Genomic DNA, 16937 nt, shown 5'->3' with positions numbered 1-16937 from the left:
GCTATTTCCTGCTGCCTGAAGGCGTCAAATCTTTCAACTTTTTATGAATGATATTGGCACGCCATGCTCCAAGTGAGCATAAAATACCAAACCCGATAAGAATTGGGCCCAAGGTATAGTTAAGCTCTTGCCCCATTGTTGATTGATTATTGCCTGTTAGGACTAAAAATAGGCCGCCGAAGAACAAGCCAAAAGCAAGAATGCCCAAGAAATATCTATTAACCCCAAAGCTAAATTGGGCTTCTTCTTTTACAATTTCGGCCAGACCTTCATTGATCGATGTGTCATTGCTGGACATTGAAGTTCTCCTTATTGTCTATTCTATCAAATAGGGGACGCTCTTTCAAACACCGTTAGGTAGTATTATGGACCTCACGCGGTACTGTGTCCCAATCAAGTCCCTAGGTTTCCTCACGTTTGCAGATTCTCGCACAGGCGGGAGCTAAATAATCCCAAATTTCCTCTGTGACTCGTTGCAGGCTGACATTCTCAAGATTTACCGATTCAGCGTAGGCAGCCCATTGGCGTTTTTTCTCGGCGTCTTCAGCGAACATGTCCGAGAACCCGGGTGGGCATGTTGTCGGTATAGCATGGCCGCGCCGTTTGAACGTCTCTGCAATCGCCTTATCAAGCATGTCCTCATTGAGGGCTAGAGCTTGTGGTATCGACCAAAGATCATAATAGTCTTTCATCCGGCTGTTGATCAGGCCGAGCGCGACCACTGCATGAAACTTCTCTGCAATGACGGATTCTGGCGGATAAGCCCGCAAGGTTGCAGGCGGCATATCTAATAGGGATGGATAGTCAATACGGTAGTCAGGGTCCACGATGGCATCCCCAAATCCGACATCAATGGTGATCGGTATTTTTGTTTTGTCTAGATAGGCTGTTGTTTTGAGGCGGATGCCACCATAATCTTGCGTATCCCTTATAGGGGTGGCGGCGAGTGTTGCCGTGTCAAAGTTAAGGCCGTCATCTCCATCTAGTTCCATGACTTCGGAGAACACATCTATCAGATGGTCTGCGTCACTGTCTCCGAAGCCCAAAAAGTCCAGGTCTTTTGTTGGCCGTACACTATCGAGTGTCCACTGTGTTACTAACATGCCGCCCTTAAGGATATAATCATTTGCATGCTTTGATACAGATAGGCGGTATATAAGCCTTTGCAGGCCATAGGCGATGAGGACAGTATTGTAGACACGTCCACTGGATCGGGCATGATTATGGAGGCGCTGTTTGATGGACACTGGGCTGACTTTAACCATTGGATGTGATCGCCTCCAGATACGGCCTGATCTTTTTCCAGGCCCCGCAGACACTTGCTGCTTCTGCAATGCCTGACGGGGTGACTTTTCTGGCTTCAAGAGCGTTTTTCATTGCCTCTATAGCTACAGACCGGTCCAGTAGCTTAGGGTTTCGAAAGGCGTCGGCCAGTGTCTTGGAAATAGAGTATACCGGAACCTTCACGCCGCCAATCATATGAAACTCTATACCATAGTGCAGATATTTCTTCTGAAACCTAACAAAGCGAATTGGCGGATAGGTGATTTTCGGTGCCCAGTCTTTCGGCCCGATTGCAACCCAGGTTTTGGCAGGAATTTGGTCGGTTACACCGTGAAATGCGAGCGCGGACATCATACATATCGTGCCATTTGGTACACGTTTAGAGACTTCTGCGAGTGCTTGCTCCTCGTGAACTTGACCATTTTGAAGTTGGTATAGCCCGCGGTCGATTTTGATAATATCACCGGTTTTGACCGCGCGAGCAACAGTGCTTGCTGCAATGCCCTCAGATCGGAGATCCCTTGCACGTACAACAGTTTGATCCTGAAGAATGGAGATCAGATGGTCCTTTTGTGTTTCAAGCTCTGTCATGTTGTTTGTTACAAAACCTAGGATAAAATTAAATATTGTCCGAGGAATTGTATCATTAGGTCTTGGATAAAATCAAGCATAATCCTGGCATCATCTTTCCCTCATGTCTGAGTGCTGCTTCGTGTGGTCGTCCTGAGCTTTATGGGCTGTGATAACGGGAGCCTTGTCAGCCTTCATGAGGATACTGTCCGCAGCCAGGTTTCTCCGTGGTTTTGCCTCTTTGATCGTATCGTAAAGGCTGGCGGCGATCATTCGTAAGGCAGGATGCAGGGCGTCAATAAGGGTGGTGTATCTTGAGGTGGGGGAGGGTGATATGGGCAGGTGCAAGGATTTCTGAGCGCCCAACCCTTGCAGGGATGATGTCTTGCCCCCGGGATTTATATGGAGGGCATGCTTGAGCTTTCGGGCATTATCTGTGAAGTTGTCTTTAAGTCGTTGCGCTCATTAGGCTCTAAGTCTGAACAGTAGTATATCCTTCAACTCGGTGGTAATAGGGAGCATCACACAAGAGGGGTGCTCCTCAAACGGGTCAGATTGAACAACAAGAGCTGATCTTGGTATGCCGTAGTTACCTTGCAGGGCAATTGTAACGAGATCACCGCGCCTCATGCCCACCCTTCAGTATCAGCAGCTTTTTCAATCCAGTTCTGGGTATCTGTGTCCCCGGCATCACCGCGAATAGACCTGGACTGCCGAGCACATTCGATTGCAAAGTTTTTCTTTATGGTGTCAGGTACCCAGATATGAATTTGTCGCATACCTGCAGCTCTCATATTTTCTCTGTGTCGCTGTACACGTTCATTGACACCTGTTGCCACTTGCTTTTTCCATCCTGTTACATGTAACGCGAAAAATGCTTTCTGAAGACGTGATGGTTGGGTAGGGAGGTTATATTAAAGGCCAACTATGGGTGGACGTGACTACTTTATATCTATGCATGCAAGCTGACTGTATTGATTAAAAATATTTGATCAATTATGTACTTTAAAGCCATTTGACTAAATTTTTTTTATCAAAAATATAATAATTTCAATTTGACAAAATAAATTTTATCAATAATAATATTTATGTAATTTTGACTAAATGAGTTTAATCAAATGGCCGTCAACTTATGGGGAAAGGTGTATTATCAAGATACTTTTGCGGGCATAATTTCGCAAGAGGCTGGAGGTCGCTGTTCCTTTGAATATGATGAAGCTTATTTAAACAGCACACTACCTGCTATTTCGTTCACGCTACCTAAACGCTCAGCGTCGCACCTTCATGAAGATGGTCTGCATCCGTTTTTTGACAATCTTTGCGCAGAAGGGTGGTTAAAGAACGTACAAGCAAGAGCGCTTGGTCTTCGCAAGAATGATCGGTTTGCCCTTTTATTAGCGTTTGGGAGTGATCTGGCTGGAGCTGTTCATGTTGAGGACCCTCAACCTGTGCATGATGTAAAAATCGATTTAGATGACCCGGAAAATTATGCTGCTCTTTCTGCAAGAGCATCCTTGTCGGGGGTTCAACCAAAATTAGGTGCGATTAAAGAAGGGCGTAAGTTCAGAGCGGCACGGCAGGGAGAGCTAGCAACCCATATTGCTAAGCTTCCTTCAGGTACACACCCAAACATTGTGGCCTTAGAGTATTTAACCACGCAAGCTTGTGCATCCTTATTGAAAGGAGATGCTGTTGCAGAACTGACAATTGCTTCCTTAGAGGATGTTGTAGAGGCCGCCTTGCTTGTAAAGCGCTTTGATCGCAGTGAGGATGGAACGCGCCTGCATTTTGAAGAGTTCAATCAACTGCTTGGTCAAAAATCCGAAGATAAGTACGACGGCTGTTACGAAGACATGGCAAACTTCATATTGAGGAATGCAGATATCTGCTTGAAAACGGAGTGCGATATACTGTTTCGCCGGATCATGGCATGCATAGTGACTGGCAATACAGATGCTCATCTTAAAAACTTTGCCATGATGCATACAGCGCAGGGGCTGCGTCTGACTCCTTCGTATGATCTGGTAGCAGCAGCTTGCTATCCTGAATATCAAACCATAGCTCTAGGTTTGGAGAATGCGCACGGTATGTCTATCGGCAAACTTAGTGCAAAGAACATAGTGCGGCTTGGAATGCTTTATGGTTTGCCAGAAGGCGCCATTATGTTTGCAGTTGAAGACTTTGCTGGGCGCATGGACCGGGCACACGATAATATCGATAAAGCTAAGAACATAGAAGAGCATATTAAAGATAAACTGCATGAACAGATGGAAAAGCGATGGAACGGGATATTCGCCTCAATTGGCACTTACTTGTTGAAGAAGCAATAAAGCGGCGTAAAGAGCAGAAGATTTCTCAACGGCGGTTAGCTGCAATTACTGGCATCAGCCAGCCTACCATTTCGCGCTTTGAGCAAAAACGGGACGATATCCAGCTTGCTAGTGCTTTTAAAGTACTGGGCGCCCTAGGGCTACTTGTTCAACGCTAAATATGCATTCTGAAGATGTGATGGTTAGGGTATTTTTTTAATTATGGTATCGGTTTTTCTGCAAGGAGGTTGGTAACTGATTGCTCCATTTGAACCCACGCTGCAGAAGTTCGGCACCGCCAGCTTATTAGTGCGATGGTTTTATCGAGGTCTTCCTGAAGGTTTCGGTTGAAAATGGGCTCATGATGTGCAATTCGGTTTCGCAAATTTCGAATTGTCTCGAGGTAGCGGTTTGCGGTTCCTCGTGCTTGATAAACTGGCTCTGTCGTACTTGTATGCGGAAATGCTAGTCGGTAAAATGGAATCCAAAGTCGCCTATCATGCCTTGCAGTAAGCATGTTTTGCCAAAAAGAAAATTTGAGGTCGGCAACAATCTTACCGGCCGTCAATTGGCCGTGTCTCTGCAATCGCTGAGTAGTGGTTTTGAAATCACCATAAGGGCTGTAGCCATAGGGCATTCGTGGTAACGATTGCTTGAAACTACGAGAAAGGTGCCAATTGGCTCCGTATTGTGCTTCCAAGGCGACAATAACGCCGTTTCGAGTAGCAACTTCACAAACCTGCAATGGTATTAGGAATGCAGAAGATATATGTAAATTTCAGCGATATAATGAAAGCGCAATTTCAGTGTCACCACCAGTAGCATTGAGGTAGGTCGCAAATCTGGGAGCTGATATAATGTTGGGAATATCCCTGAGCTCCGCAGCACTAAAAGCCATGTTATCACTTTCTCTTGCGCACTGAAATGTTGACAATACAGGCTACAAAGCATAAGATGTTTGCATATGGCGTGAGAGACTTGTTGGCTTTGGCCTCCCCTCTTCGTTCAGAGAATATATAAAAGCTCGTACTTATGTGCGAGCTTTTTTCGTAACTATCTGCGGTTTTTCCCTTTAGCGCGTCTCAGGTTTTAGCTGAGTGGGCTAGGGGGGGAAGCTGATATTGTCGTCCTTGTTGGCACCAAAACAGCAAAACAACAAAGGTTCTCTTCCCTAATATTTAATTGACTCTTTATATCACCACTCAGATTAGATTTGAATTATTGAAGCGTATTGCATTACCTTTCCCTCATATCTGCGTGCTGCTTCATGTGGTCCTTCTCAGCGATATGGGCTGCTGTGATGATGGAAGCTTTGTCATCCTTCATGAGGATACTGTCGGCAGTCAGGTTTCTCCGGGGTTTTGCGTCTTTGATCGTATCGTAAAGGTTGGCGGCGATCATTCGTAAGGCAGGATGCAGGGCATCAATCAGATTGGTGTATCTTGAGGTAGGAGAGGGTGATATGGGTAGGTGCAAAGATCTCTGAGTGCCCAACCCTTGCAAAGAAGATGTCTTGCCGCCGGGATTTATATGAAGGGCATGCTTGAGCTTTCGGGCATTATCTGTGAAGAGCCGAACGCTTTTCTCTGCTCTGGTGAGACTGACATACAGTGACTTTTGAGTGATCTCGCCCGCTTTCTCTGTGTTGGCAATAATCCAGTTAACGGGCGTGGTTTTACCCTGCTGCTTATAAGTGGTGATGACATAGCCATGATCCCAACATTGATGCTCTCTTAGGTCGAGGGTGCGCTTGGGGCCGTGATCAAACGCTATGGTGGCCTTGCCGTCCTTTATCTTCTCTATGGTTCCTGTGTGGCCGTTTTTAATCCCCGCTACGTCTTTGAGGTTTTGTCGCCACTGTATCTTGTCGCCGAGGGACAGGTTGCGCTTTTGCTCGTGGTAGAGGGTCATGCCTTTTTTACGGGTTCGTCCAGGATCAAACGTCATCTTTTTCCCGTCAGAGAGACGCTCCATCTGTACCTCACCCCCTTTGCTTTTGATAACCCGGAACTTGTCATCCTTATCCGCTCCTAGCTTTGCGTGACCTAAATGGAACACGATAATGTCACCGGGTTTATAATAATCCGCGAGGGAGAGAAGAGCGGGAGTGAGGCCCTTGGAGGACAGGATTTTGAAGGGGTGATCTGCTTTGCTAACAAGCCCTTCCTCTTGCAGTCTGTGTCTGAGGGCTGCATTTGTACTGATGCGGCTGCTGTTCTCGAGAGCAGCTATCTGGATACTCTCGCGGTTTGGGTTCTTGATCCATCTCTCAGCAACCTGATTGGCAAGGTCTGCGGCCTCATACTCTCCCAGCCGGTCACCAAGGGTCGCAAACACTTGTTTTATCTTACCATTGCGGGCTGCTTGTACGAGCGTGTGCATGGACGGGTTCTTTTGCCGGAAGGATTGATCGATAAAAACCGACCTGAGACCCATCTTGATAAGAAGGTCGAATGGCTTCCCCTGTTCGATGGCATCCAACTGTTTGGTATCTCCCAGAAAGACAATGCGGGCTTTTCGTCTGTCGGCGACCTCAAGGAGGCGTACTGTCTGACGGGTGCTGGACATGGAGCTTTCGTCCACGAAGAGGATTGTGTTTCTGCCAGTCTTCTGCCCCCCTGTTTGCAAAAACTCCGCGAGGGTGCCCGCGGGGATGTCGGCTGACGTGCCGAGATCTACGGCAGCTGTGGCCGTGGGGGCGAGGGCGAGATACTGTCGGTAGGGCGCCGCTTTCTTGATGGTCCGAACCAGATGCGATTTTCCGGACCCGGCAACACCGGCCACAATGACAGAGCGGTCGCGTGATCTCAGAACAAAGCGAGCGGCTGCTTTCTGTTTGTCGGTAAGGCTGGAGTTTTCGAGATGTTTTTGGGTGGCCTCGATACTCGCGAGAGGCCACACCGTCTCTCGCTGTTTGAGAACCTGATCTTCTAGACGGGTTTCCCAGGCGATAGAGCTATCAGTGGTATGCCCGTGATAGAGGTGTTTGCCGCCGGTCTGATAGTCCGCACGCTGATACTGTTTGTCTCGTTCTTGCCTCTTTAAGGCTGCCTCAATATCGCCTATGCGCATACGCCCTATATCTGCTTTGAGGGCTTCCCCGATAATATGTCCGTGTTCGACCACGGCCTCTCTGTTGGTCAGATGGGATAGGCCGTGCCGCGCAGCCTTGTCCGCCAGTTTATTGTGCTGGGCCACCATGTCTGGGTGATGTCCTACATCCATCTCTCTGGTTCTCAGGTGTGACTTTTCTATCAAGTTCAGGAGGTCATGGTGTGCGGGTCCAGCACGGACAGCGAGATCATCCAGGACCTTTATATGATCCGTCTTGGCTTTGTTCGGGCGGGTGAGAAGGGTGGCGAGGGCATAGTTTGCGGCGGACGCCCAGCCTCTCTTTTGAGCGTAGTCAACAATGGCTTGCCGGCGCGCCGAGTAAGCTTCCAGAATGGAAGAGGGAATACCCTTAATGTCAAAGAGACCGGTTTCTGCGTTACGGCAAATCTTGTAGCCAAGGGTCTTGCAGGAGGCTGCAAGTTCGTTCCTGTAAACCTGACCGGCGGCCATCTTGATCTTATAGAGGGCACCACTATCAAGGGCGTACCAGTGACCGCGATCCTTATCATAGGTCATGTTAGAGACGGGTGTATGCGTATGCAGATGGGGATCGAGGGTACGAGAAAAATATTCCGTAAATCTGGCCGCGACAAGGTTGCCTGTGTGCCGGTAAGTGATCTTGCCATCTGCGCCTCGCACACGAACATGGGCATAGGTTTCGACAAACGTGAGGGCACGCTCGACGGCATTATCGTGCGCCGTATGGAGGCGCTTGTCGCCGCCGACGATAGACAGGATACTGACCCCTTTGGGTGCACTGAAGGTCAGATCCCAGCCGGGGTGATGCTTGCTGTTTGCTTTCTCCCACCCGGCTTTATGGCCTTTGGGCAGAATGCCCGAAAGGGTTTTGGTCAGATCCTCAGTGGCAACCTGACCCTCTAGCTGCAAGCGTTTTGCGCCTGCACCGAACCACCGGGACGGCGCGTCACTATCCTTTGAATAATAATCACCGGACGCATAATATTTTGCCGCTCCGCCTGGTGTCCCGGATATCTTGCCGATCGATAGCATGGATCATGTCTCACTTTGGCCCGGTGGGGTCTGATCGGATGGGCCGGATATAGGCTTTGCTCTGACAGGCGTATGAGGTTTTTCTGCATCTTCCTCTTTGGCCTCCTTTGGGGCCTCCTCTGGGGCCTGCTCTTTGTCCGCTTTGGCAAAGAGTGGCAGGGTAAAAATGGACTTTGAAATGGCTGTCTTTTGTCGCTTGGGTGCGGATTTGTTTTTTGCCTCAAAGAGGCTTTTGGCTGGTTTGGTGACAAGGGTGGGAGCGTTTGGGCTATCGCTGATCATGCTTTGATCGAGGCGCGCGATAAAGCTTTCTGCCACAGCCGGATGGTTCACATATTTGATCTCCAGTGGCACAACGGGGAGACCCGACCCGGCATTTAAATAGAACTGCAGGTTACTCAGAGAGCGGATTTCACTGGCGAGGATGAGAGGGCGTGTTGAGCGCTGAATGTTCGCAGTCCTGCCGTCCCGGATCTGACTAACGCCGTAGGAATAGCCTTCATTGGTCTCAGCGGTTTCTGTGTCACCGAGGTCCTTCTGAGCCCACTCGGCGGTCGCCACATCCTGAGCACGGTAGATGCAGTGGAGGGCGCAGGCACCCGTTATAGCTTCGGCGGCTTCTGCGCCGTAAACCTTCTTCAAAAGGGTATGGGACTGATAGCCAAGAATATGACAGCCGCCATACTTGGGTGCGTTGGTGAGGGTGGTTAGAAGGGACGGCAGAACATTCATGGTGGGAAGCTCATCATAAACCCCGAAGATCCGCCGCGTCCGACTTGGCGGCAAAGACAAAATGGCGGAGGTTGCGATATCTACCCACATGGAGATCAGGGGCCGGAGGGCATCAATCTGATCGGCGCGCGTGGCGATAAAGAGCCAGCTGTCATTCTCTTCATTCCTGACCCAGTGCCGGATCGAAAAAGCCTTGCCGCTTTGGGGGAGATAGTTGAAGCTCTTCAGATAAGAGGCCAGATGGCTCATAATGGATGCGGCGGTTTTATCTTTTGAGAAGGCTGCCGCTGCTTCCGTGTTTTTTAGATGGTCGACGACATCATCGGCGTTCGACTGGAGACCCCAATATAGAAGGCGGTGCAGACTAGGGTCCTGCATTTCTCTCGCGAGCTTGCGGGTAAGGGCCACATAGACGGTGCGCGCCGCGATGGGCCAAAAGCTGTCACCACCTGTGCTTTCGGGGACGAGGCTTGCGGCCTGCTGCTCATAGTGGGCGGGTTCAAGAGCGTCATACCAGGGACGCCACTCGACAGACCGTTCGTCCGTCGGGTTGAGGATAAAATCAATACCAGGCCTATAGAAGAGCCGGGTGAAATTACCCCCATAATCATAGATGATGGCCCGTTTTTTGGCGCGCCGTATCTCCTTCAGTATGGAGGCAATCTGGACGGATTTACCAGTGCGCGGGGCGCCGACGAGGGCAATGCTGGTGGGTTCCAGAGAGGCTGGAAGACGGATACCGCCGAGGGATATAACCCCCTTTTTGCCGCGCTTTCTAAAAAAGCGAATGAGATCCGTCGCTGTTCCAATACGGGCGCCTCTGATGTGAAAGTCTTTCGTCTGGTGGCGGCCTTTCAGGTAGAAGAATAACAGGACAGCAAGGGTGATAAGGGAGCCTAAGCTGATCCCGACAAGCCCTCCCTTGATGGCGCCATCAAGGGCCTTTCGCATCGTCTTCTTGACGAGGCTCGAGCGGCTGTATCTGTCAGCATAGATCAGATATGTTTTACCGCTTTCGTCCTCAAACTCCATGACGGTCTCGCGGCCTGAGAAGGCAACCTTGAACCCTGCCACAAACCACTGTTTGATGATGTAACGGTCGTAGGGGGTTGTCCCTTGCCATGTATGCCAGAGGCTGAAGCCAGCGATGATCAGGAGGGTGGCAATTAGGGTTTGATGGAGAGACTGCGCCATCATCTGATATTCATGGATGGTGGTTTGGGCGCCGCGTATGAAGGTAGAAAACGGTGTGCGAAAGAAGTTAGCCATGATCGTTCTCAGTCTCTACTTGAGAATTATCCAGACCGATTTTCACGAAATAGTTTTCTGCCTCTCTGAGTATTTCATCGGCGGCTTCCTCATCTACTCCTGCTGCAAGAAAGCGAACCAGGTAGAGGGTTTTGATGGAAAGGTTGAGTGCGACCTGAAGTCGCTCGTGAATGTCCTTGAAGTCACTGCTCTTATGCCCTGTGTATTCGAGCAATATGTCACGCATCAAAGCTGAAACTGTCAGGTTTCTTCGAGCGGCAAGTTCCTCAAGTTCGTGCGAAAGCGTTGAGGGAATTCGGAGCGAGATTGTGTGTAACATGGGGCTGGCACTTTCTGCCAGCAGAGTTCGATTCGAGCGATCCTTATTAGGCCACATCTCTGGCTGTATGACAAGGGCATACACAAATGTTTACGGGTAAACAATGTTTACCATTGATTGTATTCGGGTTTTTGGGATGACCGTTTACGGCGTATGCGGCTGTTTACGGAGCGTATACAATGTATGACTGTTAAATACTTGGAATATCAACATATTTTAAGGCCGCAGTTGGTGCATCAGGTGTGTCCCTCGATTTCGCTGGCGTCTTGACGCTTGCGTATGTTTCTTATTATGGTGGTGCATGACGCTTTCAGGGCCATCGTCAAGTTTAAGACCTGAGTAACTCGTGGGGAGGAATTAAACATAGGATGGAGATGAGCGATGGGCACCAAAACGGTAAACTTAGAGAAACTGGAACGCCAGCAGGCGCTCCTCAGTGAAAAAATCAGAGTGCATAAAAAGGAAACGGCCATCAAATATGGCAGCCCCTTTGTTGAGAAAGTTGGGGACGGGATCGACCCCAAACTGATGGCTAGGCTTGCGGAGGCTGTTGCTGCTGTCGGGGTCCAAGAAGCCCTCAACCGCCTATCCTGAATGACATATTCATGAGGTGCCAGAACGGCACCTTCAGGTGTATGCCTTGGCTAGCTTCGATCCTCTTCCTGCACGGGTGGTTGCCGATATAGAAAGCGGCATTTTGGCACCCGGTGAGTCACTCTCACAGAGAAAGTTTGGCAAACTCTACGGTGTCGGGCGTGGGGTTGCCCGGCGGGTCCTCAAGTTTCTGTTGGACAGTGGCTATATTGAGTTTTCTGAAAGTGACCTCACGGGTGACTATGTTGTGACGCCCTATACGGACGCGGTGAGGCAGCAGGCCATTGAACTTAAAATCCTCCTTGAAACCTATGTAACCAAGAAGATACTGAAGCGGGTGTCAAAGCCTCTCATTATGCGGTTGAAGGCGATGAACCGGGATATGCTCGCCGCCATTGATGCAGGTGATTTACGGGAAGCCATTTTGATCAACAGGCGGTTTCATGAGTATCTGATGGAAACCGTCAACCGGGGGCCGCTTGGGCGCATGTTTGATGTGCTTTACCGGGATGCGTCCTCCTATGTCCACGAGAGTTATGACGCGCTTGACGAAGCCTTTCTGGCGGTCTGTGAACATGCGGTTATCATTGATGCTCTGGAGACTGGACACAAGGCACAATTGATCGAGATTGTTAAAATACATGTGCGCAAAGGGTTTGAGGCCGAGAGGCAAGCGGGGCCACTTGTAGAGAAGCAGCGCCGCCGTACTGGGTGCGACTGATGGCTGTTTGTTTTACCGGTTTCTGGCGAGGAGCGACAGAGCAAAGGCGGTGAAGGGCAGGAAGGCCAGAAGGGTGGTGGCAACCAGAACCCGCGCCGCGTCAAAACCGCTCTCCAGGATTAATAGTTGGTTTGTGATCAAGACGAAAAGGATGACATGGAGTATCAGGGCAGCGAGGAGGATAAGGGTTTCTGAAAGGGTGGAGAAGGACGAGAAACGAATCATCATAGCCTGAAAGCCTGCCTGCATCAGCTTGCTATTATAGAAGGAAATGGTGGCGGCAATGGCGGCGATACCTGTTGCAAGAATGGAGCTTGCATAGAGGAATATGATTGACGGAATAGCAGCGACAAGAGCCAGCATCAGGCCGCTTTTAAAACAGGTCATCAGGGTCGGGCTATAGAAGCGTTTCATAATGTAACTATAGAACTTTAGAGGGCGCGAACAATCTTTTTTGATGCGGCTAGGCTAGGGGCTCCAAAGCCTCTTTGAACGAGCTGTGTCTCCGCTCAAAGAGGCCGCCTTTTGGCTTGATCTCCCGCTTTTTATTTTACAGGCCGGAAGACTTTGATGCTGAGGGCACGGGCTTTGTCTGCCAGATTTTCGGTGATGCCGGACCCCGGAAAGATCACCACGCCCTTGGGGGCTTGCGCCAACATCAGGTCATTGCGTTTGAAAGGCGCGGCGCGGTTATGGCGCTCCCAGTCAGGCGCAAAGATGATGGCTGTGACACGACGGTTCGCGGCCCATTTGGCGGCGATCAGCTCCGCGCCTTTCTTTGCCCCGCCGTGCATCAGAACCATATCAGGGTTGTTCGCTTTCACCTTATCAAGGGCGCTGTAGATGGCATTCACATCCTCAAACTCCATACCGCCCGCAAAAGCAATAAGGGTGCCGTCCGGGACATTGAGCTGCGTCTCGGCCTTCCGTTTAGCCTTCAGATAGTCACGGCTTGTGATCATGCTGGCGGTCATGCTCTGGTGATTAACGGTTGACCCTGCACGCGGTTGCCAGACGCTGCCGGTTTTGGCCTCAAATAGCTCGCTACCAACGTCGCGCATCAGCTCAAACACCTGCCGCTGTTCCAGCATGGTCCGGCCCTCTGTGATCAGGTCTTCAAGCTCCACACTTTTCACCTCGGACCCGTCTTGTTGGCGCTGGCTTTTCCGCTGCTGGTCCTCGTTCTGGTCGAGGGCTTTTTGGACCTGCGTGACCTTGCGCTGGAACACATTCACAAACCCCCAAAGGATACCCTGCAAGTCATCTTCAAGGCGGGTATCTGCAAACAGGCCTGTGAGCACATCAAAGCTGTCAGATAGACCGTTTGCAAGATCATCACTATCCGGTAAGGGCCGGTGATCCAGTTCGTCCGAGAAGGGGCGTTTGCCGTAAAGGGTCATCTCGGTAATCGCTTTCGCCGTGGGGCTTTCCTCTATAAACATGGGTCTCTCCATATGTATGGCTCTGTCCTGTCGGCTTGGGTAAAGTTCCGACGGTCTAGACAAATGCCTCTCCACCAATTTCACCTCCTCCCCGCAGTTTCCCCCGAAGGGAGGGGGCGGAATAAACGCTGAAGAGCCTGCCGGGAAAAGAGGCCTGCACCTTGTGCCGTAACGCAGTGGAGGACTGGGCTTTGCCCGGTTGCGGGGCACGACCGTCAGGCTAGCACGGCGTGTTTTCGCACCCGACCTCAGGTGGAAACTCTCTCACACCTGATCGTTACCCGTATGGGACGAGACACTGTTATGTGGCTCGGTGGAGCTTAGAGAGCGCAGCGATCCTAGTGTAATAGAGCAGGGTGCCCGACAGGGATGTGTAGGAAAGACCTAAATTACCCGTCCTGAGAAACTAAAATGCTAGAAAGGCGTTCCTTCAGATAGCAGGGACCATAGGTCGTGAGGTCAGTGTTAAAATCATCACAGCGGGAGACGATGGTGTTACATTGGATACCTTCCATAAGCGCCCGCTCTGTGAGCTGTCCAGCTGCATTTAGGCCTGCCACGTCATTATCGCGGGCAATGACCAGATGCTTCAGGCCCGCTGGTAAGTTGATCGCTGCCAGATGGTTGGCCGTCAAGGCTGCAACCATAGCAACATCGGGTCGAACGGTTTTAAGGGACAGGATGGTTTCCATGCCTTCGCCTGCAATCAACAGCTCTTTTGAGCGTCCAAAGTAGACCCCGTTTCCTCTGAGGTGACCGAGGCATTTTTTAGGGTTCTCTATGGCAGCAAGGCCTTTACCGTCGCGCCTCAACCAGATGCGATTGATGCCGGTGAAGGTGCCATCCTTGTCGCTGATCTTTCCGATGAGCGCCGGACACTGGCCGTGCACGCCGTTCTCCCTGTAGTAGAGAGCAGGGTGGAACCTGAGAGCACTCTCGCTGCTTGCATGAATTGACCGAGAGGCGAGATAGGTTTCTGCAAGGGTGCCTCTGATGGGACGGCTGGCGCGGAAGATCTTCCGGGCACTCATGACCGAAGAAGGTCTCCACTCATCGCCTGCGTCCGTGTTGGTAGCGCACACCGAAGATGAAGAGCGCGCTGATACGGTTTGTGGCAGCGACAGGAACGTACGGGCCTCATCGGCTGCAGCCCGTATGTCCTCGTGCCCAGACTGGTGTCTGATCAGATCGAGAAGATCGCCGTACTCACCGGTGGCCTCATCGGTCCATTTGCCGCGCGCGTTTGGCCCGCTCAAGGGCCCTTGAAGGCGCACGTGCAGGCTGGCCCCGCGCTCGTTCAGAACGTTCCCGACAGTCCAATAGTTCCCAACCTTGCGACCTTCAGAGAGATAGTGGCGGCAAACAGCCTCGGCGTTTGCGCGTAGGGCTTCAGCGATATCGGATATGCTCCTCATGGGTTCATCCTTTTGTGTATCAGTGGAAAAAGAAGAGCCGGAGCACCCTGAAAAAAACGACAGGGTTCACGCCGGCTTGATGGAGGGGGAAGGGTATTCGTCAGCCTTAAAAGGGGATCTCGTCACCGTGCGGCTGATCTGCTGCTGACCCGTTCAGGGCGCTTGGAGCGGATAGGTCATCCGGCCTTTGGGTATCGCCGGGAGGCGGAGCCTCTGGTCCCGTGTCCCAGCCTCTGGCGCTGCCGAGCATCTCAAAAACACCCCGATAGGGCTGGAGGACGACTTCGGTCACATAGCGGTCTTGCCCGGCGTCATCCGTCCACTTGCGGGTTTGTAGCTTCCCCTCAATATAGACTTTGTCCCCGGACTTGAGATAGTCGGCGGCAATGCTCGCGAGACCCGGATTAAAAATGACGATCCGGTGCCACTCTGTTGCCTGACGTTCCTCGCCGCTTTCCCGGTCTGTCCATTTTTCTGAAGTTGCGACGCTCAGGGTCACGGCAAGGGTGTCTGATTTGGTGTGCCGGACCTCCGGGTCTCGGCCCAGATGTCCGGCGATTGTTACTCGGTTGATACCACGCATGATGCAGTCCTTTCTCTGTCTGGTTAAAGATCACCAGACAGTTATTCTGCTTTCACTCTTGCGCGTAGGGTGGTGGTTAAACGGGCGTGCCGGTTTCGATATCGAGCGTTTCCAGATACTCACACTCGCTCCTCGAATAGCGGACCTCGATCTCAAGACTGACCGTGCCTTCGTCCACCTTGATGAGGAGCTCTCCAAAGCCACCCTCGTTGTTATACCAGTCGATATTGGTATGTTCGAGATAGTCGTAGGTCAGGTCATCAATGGCTTCATTCAACGGGATCTGGTTTTCCCTGATAACTTGGGTCCAGGCACCGTGTTCAAAACTGCGCTCGCACTTGATACAGGGGACGGTAACACCTCCAGCCAGAACAAAACTCCCCTGATCATAGACGATACTGTCAATCGAACCGCTGTCCCCGTACCCGTCAAAGTGGACAGATACTTCTGACACGCCGTTTGCGCGGAGGACAGGCAGAATGCGGCGCAGGTTTTCTTTATACTGGTGGCCATGTACAATAACCTCTACTTGATGAGAGGAGGTCTTGAGCGAGATGCCCAGTATCTCATGAATGACCGCGCGTATCTTTTGGTCAGGAGAGGCGTTGAAGCGGCTTTTGATCTGGGCAATCCTCAAGGGGTGGTCCACATTCCCGGTTCTGAGCAGTTCCACTGTCCAGCGCTGCTTCTCAACAAAGACAGTCGCAATAGCACAGGTACCGCCTTTGACGCGGTAATGATAACTGGCGACACAGTGACGCTGTCTGAGCCCTTCCATACCGAGACGCCGGCTGGAGTGGATCAGATACCCGCTAAAACATGTTGGCAGATGTTTCTCATACTCCGTGAGATCATAGAGGGTATTTTCCCCTGTCAGTGTTTTAAGCGTCTCTACGCGCGACAAGCGGTCATGCTCGGACCGCCAGCGTTTTTCTGACCAGCCAAGGTTAATGGATCTCCCTTGTATCTTTGCCATGGTAATGACGTCACCAACAGGAACGCGCTTAATGACGAAGGATAGATATCCAACCGCGAAGGCGAGGAGGCGCTGTGTGTTCCTGGAGAGGTCACCTGCATCCAGTATGGTGGACAGATGGTCCTCACTAAGGTGACCACTTTGCCATAAGGCCTCAAAGGGGGCCGCGACCTTGGCTGGCAGGGAGGCAAGGCGGGTTTCGAGGGGTATGTCCGTCATTGTTCTGCCCTCCGTGACCGGTGGCCAACTTTGGTGGCGTGCGCCATCCAGGGGACAGGGGTGATCCGCTCCAGCCAGTCCGCAAGGTTTGGGACACGGCCGCCGCAGTCTTCCATCACATGTTGTTCACTGATATAGCGCACTGGAACGTCTTTGCCTGCACTGTTTGGAATGGTGACACCGAAGACGCGCTCGCACTCAAAGATGCCTTCGGCGTGATGCCGGAGCGCCCGGTGGCGAAAGTCACAGAAGCTTTCTTTTGTCGCATCAAACCACTCATGGATAGCGAGATAGTCCTCAGCTTTCCCACCGAACAGTTTGGCGGATGATTTTGCATGATAATAGGTATGGGTCATGGGATATGCCTTTCATAAGGATT

The 16937-nt window shown here is 51.2% G+C and carries 18 protein-coding genes and 1 pseudogene; 4 read left to right on the top strand and 15 right to left on the bottom strand.

The window, feature by feature from the left end; all coding sequences use genetic code 11:
* Position 1: 1 nt before the first annotated feature.
* The 5 genes from ICL80_RS17320 to ICL80_RS17300 form a co-directional block, all read right to left on the bottom strand.
* On the bottom strand, positions 2-298 hold the full coding sequence (locus ICL80_RS17320) for a hypothetical protein (RefSeq protein ID WP_194213975.1): 297 nt from the start codon (positions 296-298) through the stop codon (positions 2-4).
* A 103-nt stretch (positions 299-401) separates the two neighbouring features.
* The gene (locus ICL80_RS17315; protein WP_194213974.1) at positions 402-1265 is read right to left on the bottom strand and encodes a nucleotidyl transferase AbiEii/AbiGii toxin family protein; all 864 of its coding nucleotides are present in this window, start codon (positions 1263-1265) and stop codon (positions 402-404) included.
* Positions 1258-1875, bottom strand: a complete 618-nt coding sequence (locus tag ICL80_RS17310) for a type IV toxin-antitoxin system AbiEi family antitoxin domain-containing protein (RefSeq protein ID WP_194213973.1) — start codon at positions 1873-1875, stop codon at positions 1258-1260. Before ICL80_RS17310 ends, ICL80_RS17315 begins: the two co-directional genes overlap by 8 nt.
* Positions 1876-2319: 444 nt before the next feature.
* A complete protein-coding gene (locus ICL80_RS17305; protein ID WP_228073655.1) occupies positions 2320-2484 on the bottom strand; it encodes a type II toxin-antitoxin system PemK/MazF family toxin in 165 nt (54 codons plus the stop codon).
* Positions 2481-2693 (bottom strand): antitoxin MazE family protein, encoded by a 213-nt coding sequence (locus ICL80_RS17300; RefSeq protein WP_194213972.1) that lies wholly within the window; start codon positions 2691-2693, stop codon positions 2481-2483. The genes ICL80_RS17305 and ICL80_RS17300 overlap by 4 nt, the downstream gene beginning before the upstream one ends.
* A gap of 279 nt (positions 2694-2972) precedes the next feature.
* On the opposite strand from ICL80_RS17300, the gene ICL80_RS17295 reads away from it, so the two are divergent.
* Both ICL80_RS17295 and ICL80_RS17290 read left to right on the top strand, forming a co-directional pair.
* Entirely contained in the window at positions 2973-4184 is a 1212-nt protein-coding gene (locus ICL80_RS17295; RefSeq protein WP_194213971.1) for a type II toxin-antitoxin system HipA family toxin, read from the top strand.
* A complete protein-coding gene (locus ICL80_RS17290; protein WP_194213970.1) occupies positions 4133-4342 on the top strand; it encodes a helix-turn-helix domain-containing protein in 210 nt (69 codons plus the stop codon). Before ICL80_RS17295 ends, ICL80_RS17290 begins: the two co-directional genes overlap by 52 nt.
* 1057 nt (positions 4343-5399) lie before the next feature.
* Here the strand turns inward: ICL80_RS17290 and ICL80_RS17285 are convergent.
* The 4 genes and pseudogenes from ICL80_RS17285 to ICL80_RS17275 all read right to left on the bottom strand — a co-directional run bounded on the left by ICL80_RS17285 (position 5400) and on the right by ICL80_RS17275 (position 10608).
* On the bottom strand, positions 5400-7289 hold the full coding sequence (locus tag ICL80_RS17285) for an ATP-dependent DNA helicase (protein ID WP_228073653.1): 1890 nt from the start codon (positions 7287-7289) through the stop codon (positions 5400-5402).
* A 240-nt stretch (positions 7290-7529) separates the two neighbouring features.
* Positions 7530-8288, bottom strand: a pseudogene (gene mobF / locus ICL80_RS18300) (MobF family relaxase); the annotation flags it as partial.
* Positions 8289-8291: 3 nt separating this feature from the next.
* Complete coding sequence (locus ICL80_RS17280) at positions 8292-10289, bottom strand: type IV secretion system DNA-binding domain-containing protein (protein ID WP_194213968.1); 1998 nt, start codon at positions 10287-10289, stop codon at positions 8292-8294.
* Entirely contained in the window at positions 10282-10608 is a 327-nt protein-coding gene (locus ICL80_RS17275; protein WP_194213967.1) for a ribbon-helix-helix domain-containing protein, read from the bottom strand. Before ICL80_RS17275 ends, ICL80_RS17280 begins: the two co-directional genes overlap by 8 nt.
* 381 nt (positions 10609-10989) lie before the next feature.
* Between ICL80_RS17275 and ICL80_RS17270 the strand changes: the two genes are divergently transcribed.
* Positions 10990-11202 (top strand): hypothetical protein, encoded by a 213-nt coding sequence (locus tag ICL80_RS17270; protein WP_194213966.1) that lies wholly within the window; start codon positions 10990-10992, stop codon positions 11200-11202.
* Between the two features lie 46 nt (positions 11203-11248).
* Positions 11249-11923 (top strand): GntR family transcriptional regulator, encoded by a 675-nt coding sequence (locus tag ICL80_RS17265; RefSeq protein ID WP_194213965.1) that lies wholly within the window; start codon positions 11249-11251, stop codon positions 11921-11923.
* A 12-nt stretch (positions 11924-11935) separates the two neighbouring features.
* Here the strand turns inward: ICL80_RS17265 and ICL80_RS17260 are convergent, their stop codons facing one another.
* From ICL80_RS17260 to ICL80_RS17235, 6 genes are all read right to left on the bottom strand, one after another.
* On the bottom strand, positions 11936-12337 hold the full coding sequence (locus tag ICL80_RS17260) for a hypothetical protein (protein WP_194213964.1): 402 nt from the start codon (positions 12335-12337) through the stop codon (positions 11936-11938).
* Between the two features lie 131 nt (positions 12338-12468).
* Complete coding sequence (locus ICL80_RS17255) at positions 12469-13365, bottom strand: DUF2493 domain-containing protein (protein ID WP_228073649.1); 897 nt, start codon at positions 13363-13365, stop codon at positions 12469-12471.
* A gap of 389 nt (positions 13366-13754) precedes the next feature.
* Positions 13755-14780 (bottom strand): DUF7146 domain-containing protein, encoded by a 1026-nt coding sequence (locus ICL80_RS17250; protein ID WP_194213963.1) that lies wholly within the window; start codon positions 14778-14780, stop codon positions 13755-13757.
* Positions 14781-14886: 106 nt separating this feature from the next.
* Positions 14887-15363, bottom strand: coding sequence for a single-stranded DNA-binding protein (gene ssb / locus ICL80_RS17245; protein WP_194213962.1), 477 nt, complete (start codon positions 15361-15363; stop codon positions 14887-14889).
* Between the two features lie 76 nt (positions 15364-15439).
* Positions 15440-16558 (bottom strand): DUF6878 family protein, encoded by a 1119-nt coding sequence (locus ICL80_RS17240; protein WP_194213961.1) that lies wholly within the window; start codon positions 16556-16558, stop codon positions 15440-15442.
* Positions 16555-16914, bottom strand: a complete 360-nt coding sequence (locus ICL80_RS17235; protein WP_194213960.1) for a DUF6915 family protein — start codon at positions 16912-16914, stop codon at positions 16555-16557. Before ICL80_RS17235 ends, ICL80_RS17240 begins: the two co-directional genes overlap by 4 nt.
* Positions 16915-16937 lie beyond the last annotated feature (23 nt).

Origin of the sequence: Kordiimonas pumila (assembly GCF_015240255.1) — a bacterium.
Lineage (GTDB): Bacteria > Pseudomonadota > Alphaproteobacteria > Sphingomonadales > Kordiimonadaceae > Kordiimonas > Kordiimonas pumila.
The sequence above is the reverse complement of the archived record's forward strand: the minus strand, read 5'-3'. Positions and strand labels throughout refer to the sequence as shown.

Coding starts and splice junctions, on each gene's coding strand:
- ICL80_RS17240 (WP_194213961.1), bottom strand. CDS start 16,558: ATGACGGACATACCCCTCGAAACCCGCCTTGCCTCCCTGCCAGCCAAG.
- ICL80_RS17255 (WP_228073649.1), bottom strand. CDS start 13,365: ATGTTTATAGAGGAAAGCCCCACGGCGAAAGCGATTACCGAGATGACC.
- ICL80_RS17280 (WP_194213968.1), bottom strand. CDS start 10,289: ATGGCTAACTTCTTTCGCACACCGTTTTCTACCTTCATACGCGGCGCC.
- ICL80_RS17310 (WP_194213973.1), bottom strand. CDS start 1,875: ATGACAGAGCTTGAAACACAAAAGGACCATCTGATCTCCATTCTTCAG.
- ICL80_RS17235 (WP_194213960.1), bottom strand. CDS start 16,914: ATGACCCATACCTATTATCATGCAAAATCATCCGCCAAACTGTTCGGT.
- ICL80_RS17290 (WP_194213970.1), top strand. CDS start 4,133: ATGGAACGGGATATTCGCCTCAATTGGCACTTACTTGTTGAAGAAGCA.
- ICL80_RS17315 (WP_194213974.1), bottom strand. CDS start 1,265: ATGGTTAAAGTCAGCCCAGTGTCCATCAAACAGCGCCTCCATAATCAT.
- ICL80_RS17260 (WP_194213964.1), bottom strand. CDS start 12,337: ATGAAACGCTTCTATAGCCCGACCCTGATGACCTGTTTTAAAAGCGGC.
- ICL80_RS17320 (WP_194213975.1), bottom strand. CDS start 298: ATGTCCAGCAATGACACATCGATCAATGAAGGTCTGGCCGAAATTGTA.
- ICL80_RS17275 (WP_194213967.1), bottom strand. CDS start 10,608: ATGTTACACACAATCTCGCTCCGAATTCCCTCAACGCTTTCGCACGAA.
- ssb (WP_194213962.1), bottom strand. CDS start 15,363: ATGCGTGGTATCAACCGAGTAACAATCGCCGGACATCTGGGCCGAGAC.
- ICL80_RS17295 (WP_194213971.1), top strand. CDS start 2,973: ATGGCCGTCAACTTATGGGGAAAGGTGTATTATCAAGATACTTTTGCG.
- ICL80_RS17270 (WP_194213966.1), top strand. CDS start 10,990: ATGGGCACCAAAACGGTAAACTTAGAGAAACTGGAACGCCAGCAGGCG.
- ICL80_RS17305 (WP_228073655.1), bottom strand. CDS start 2,484: ATGAGGCGCGGTGATCTCGTTACAATTGCCCTGCAAGGTAACTACGGC.
- ICL80_RS17250 (WP_194213963.1), bottom strand. CDS start 14,780: ATGAGGAGCATATCCGATATCGCTGAAGCCCTACGCGCAAACGCCGAG.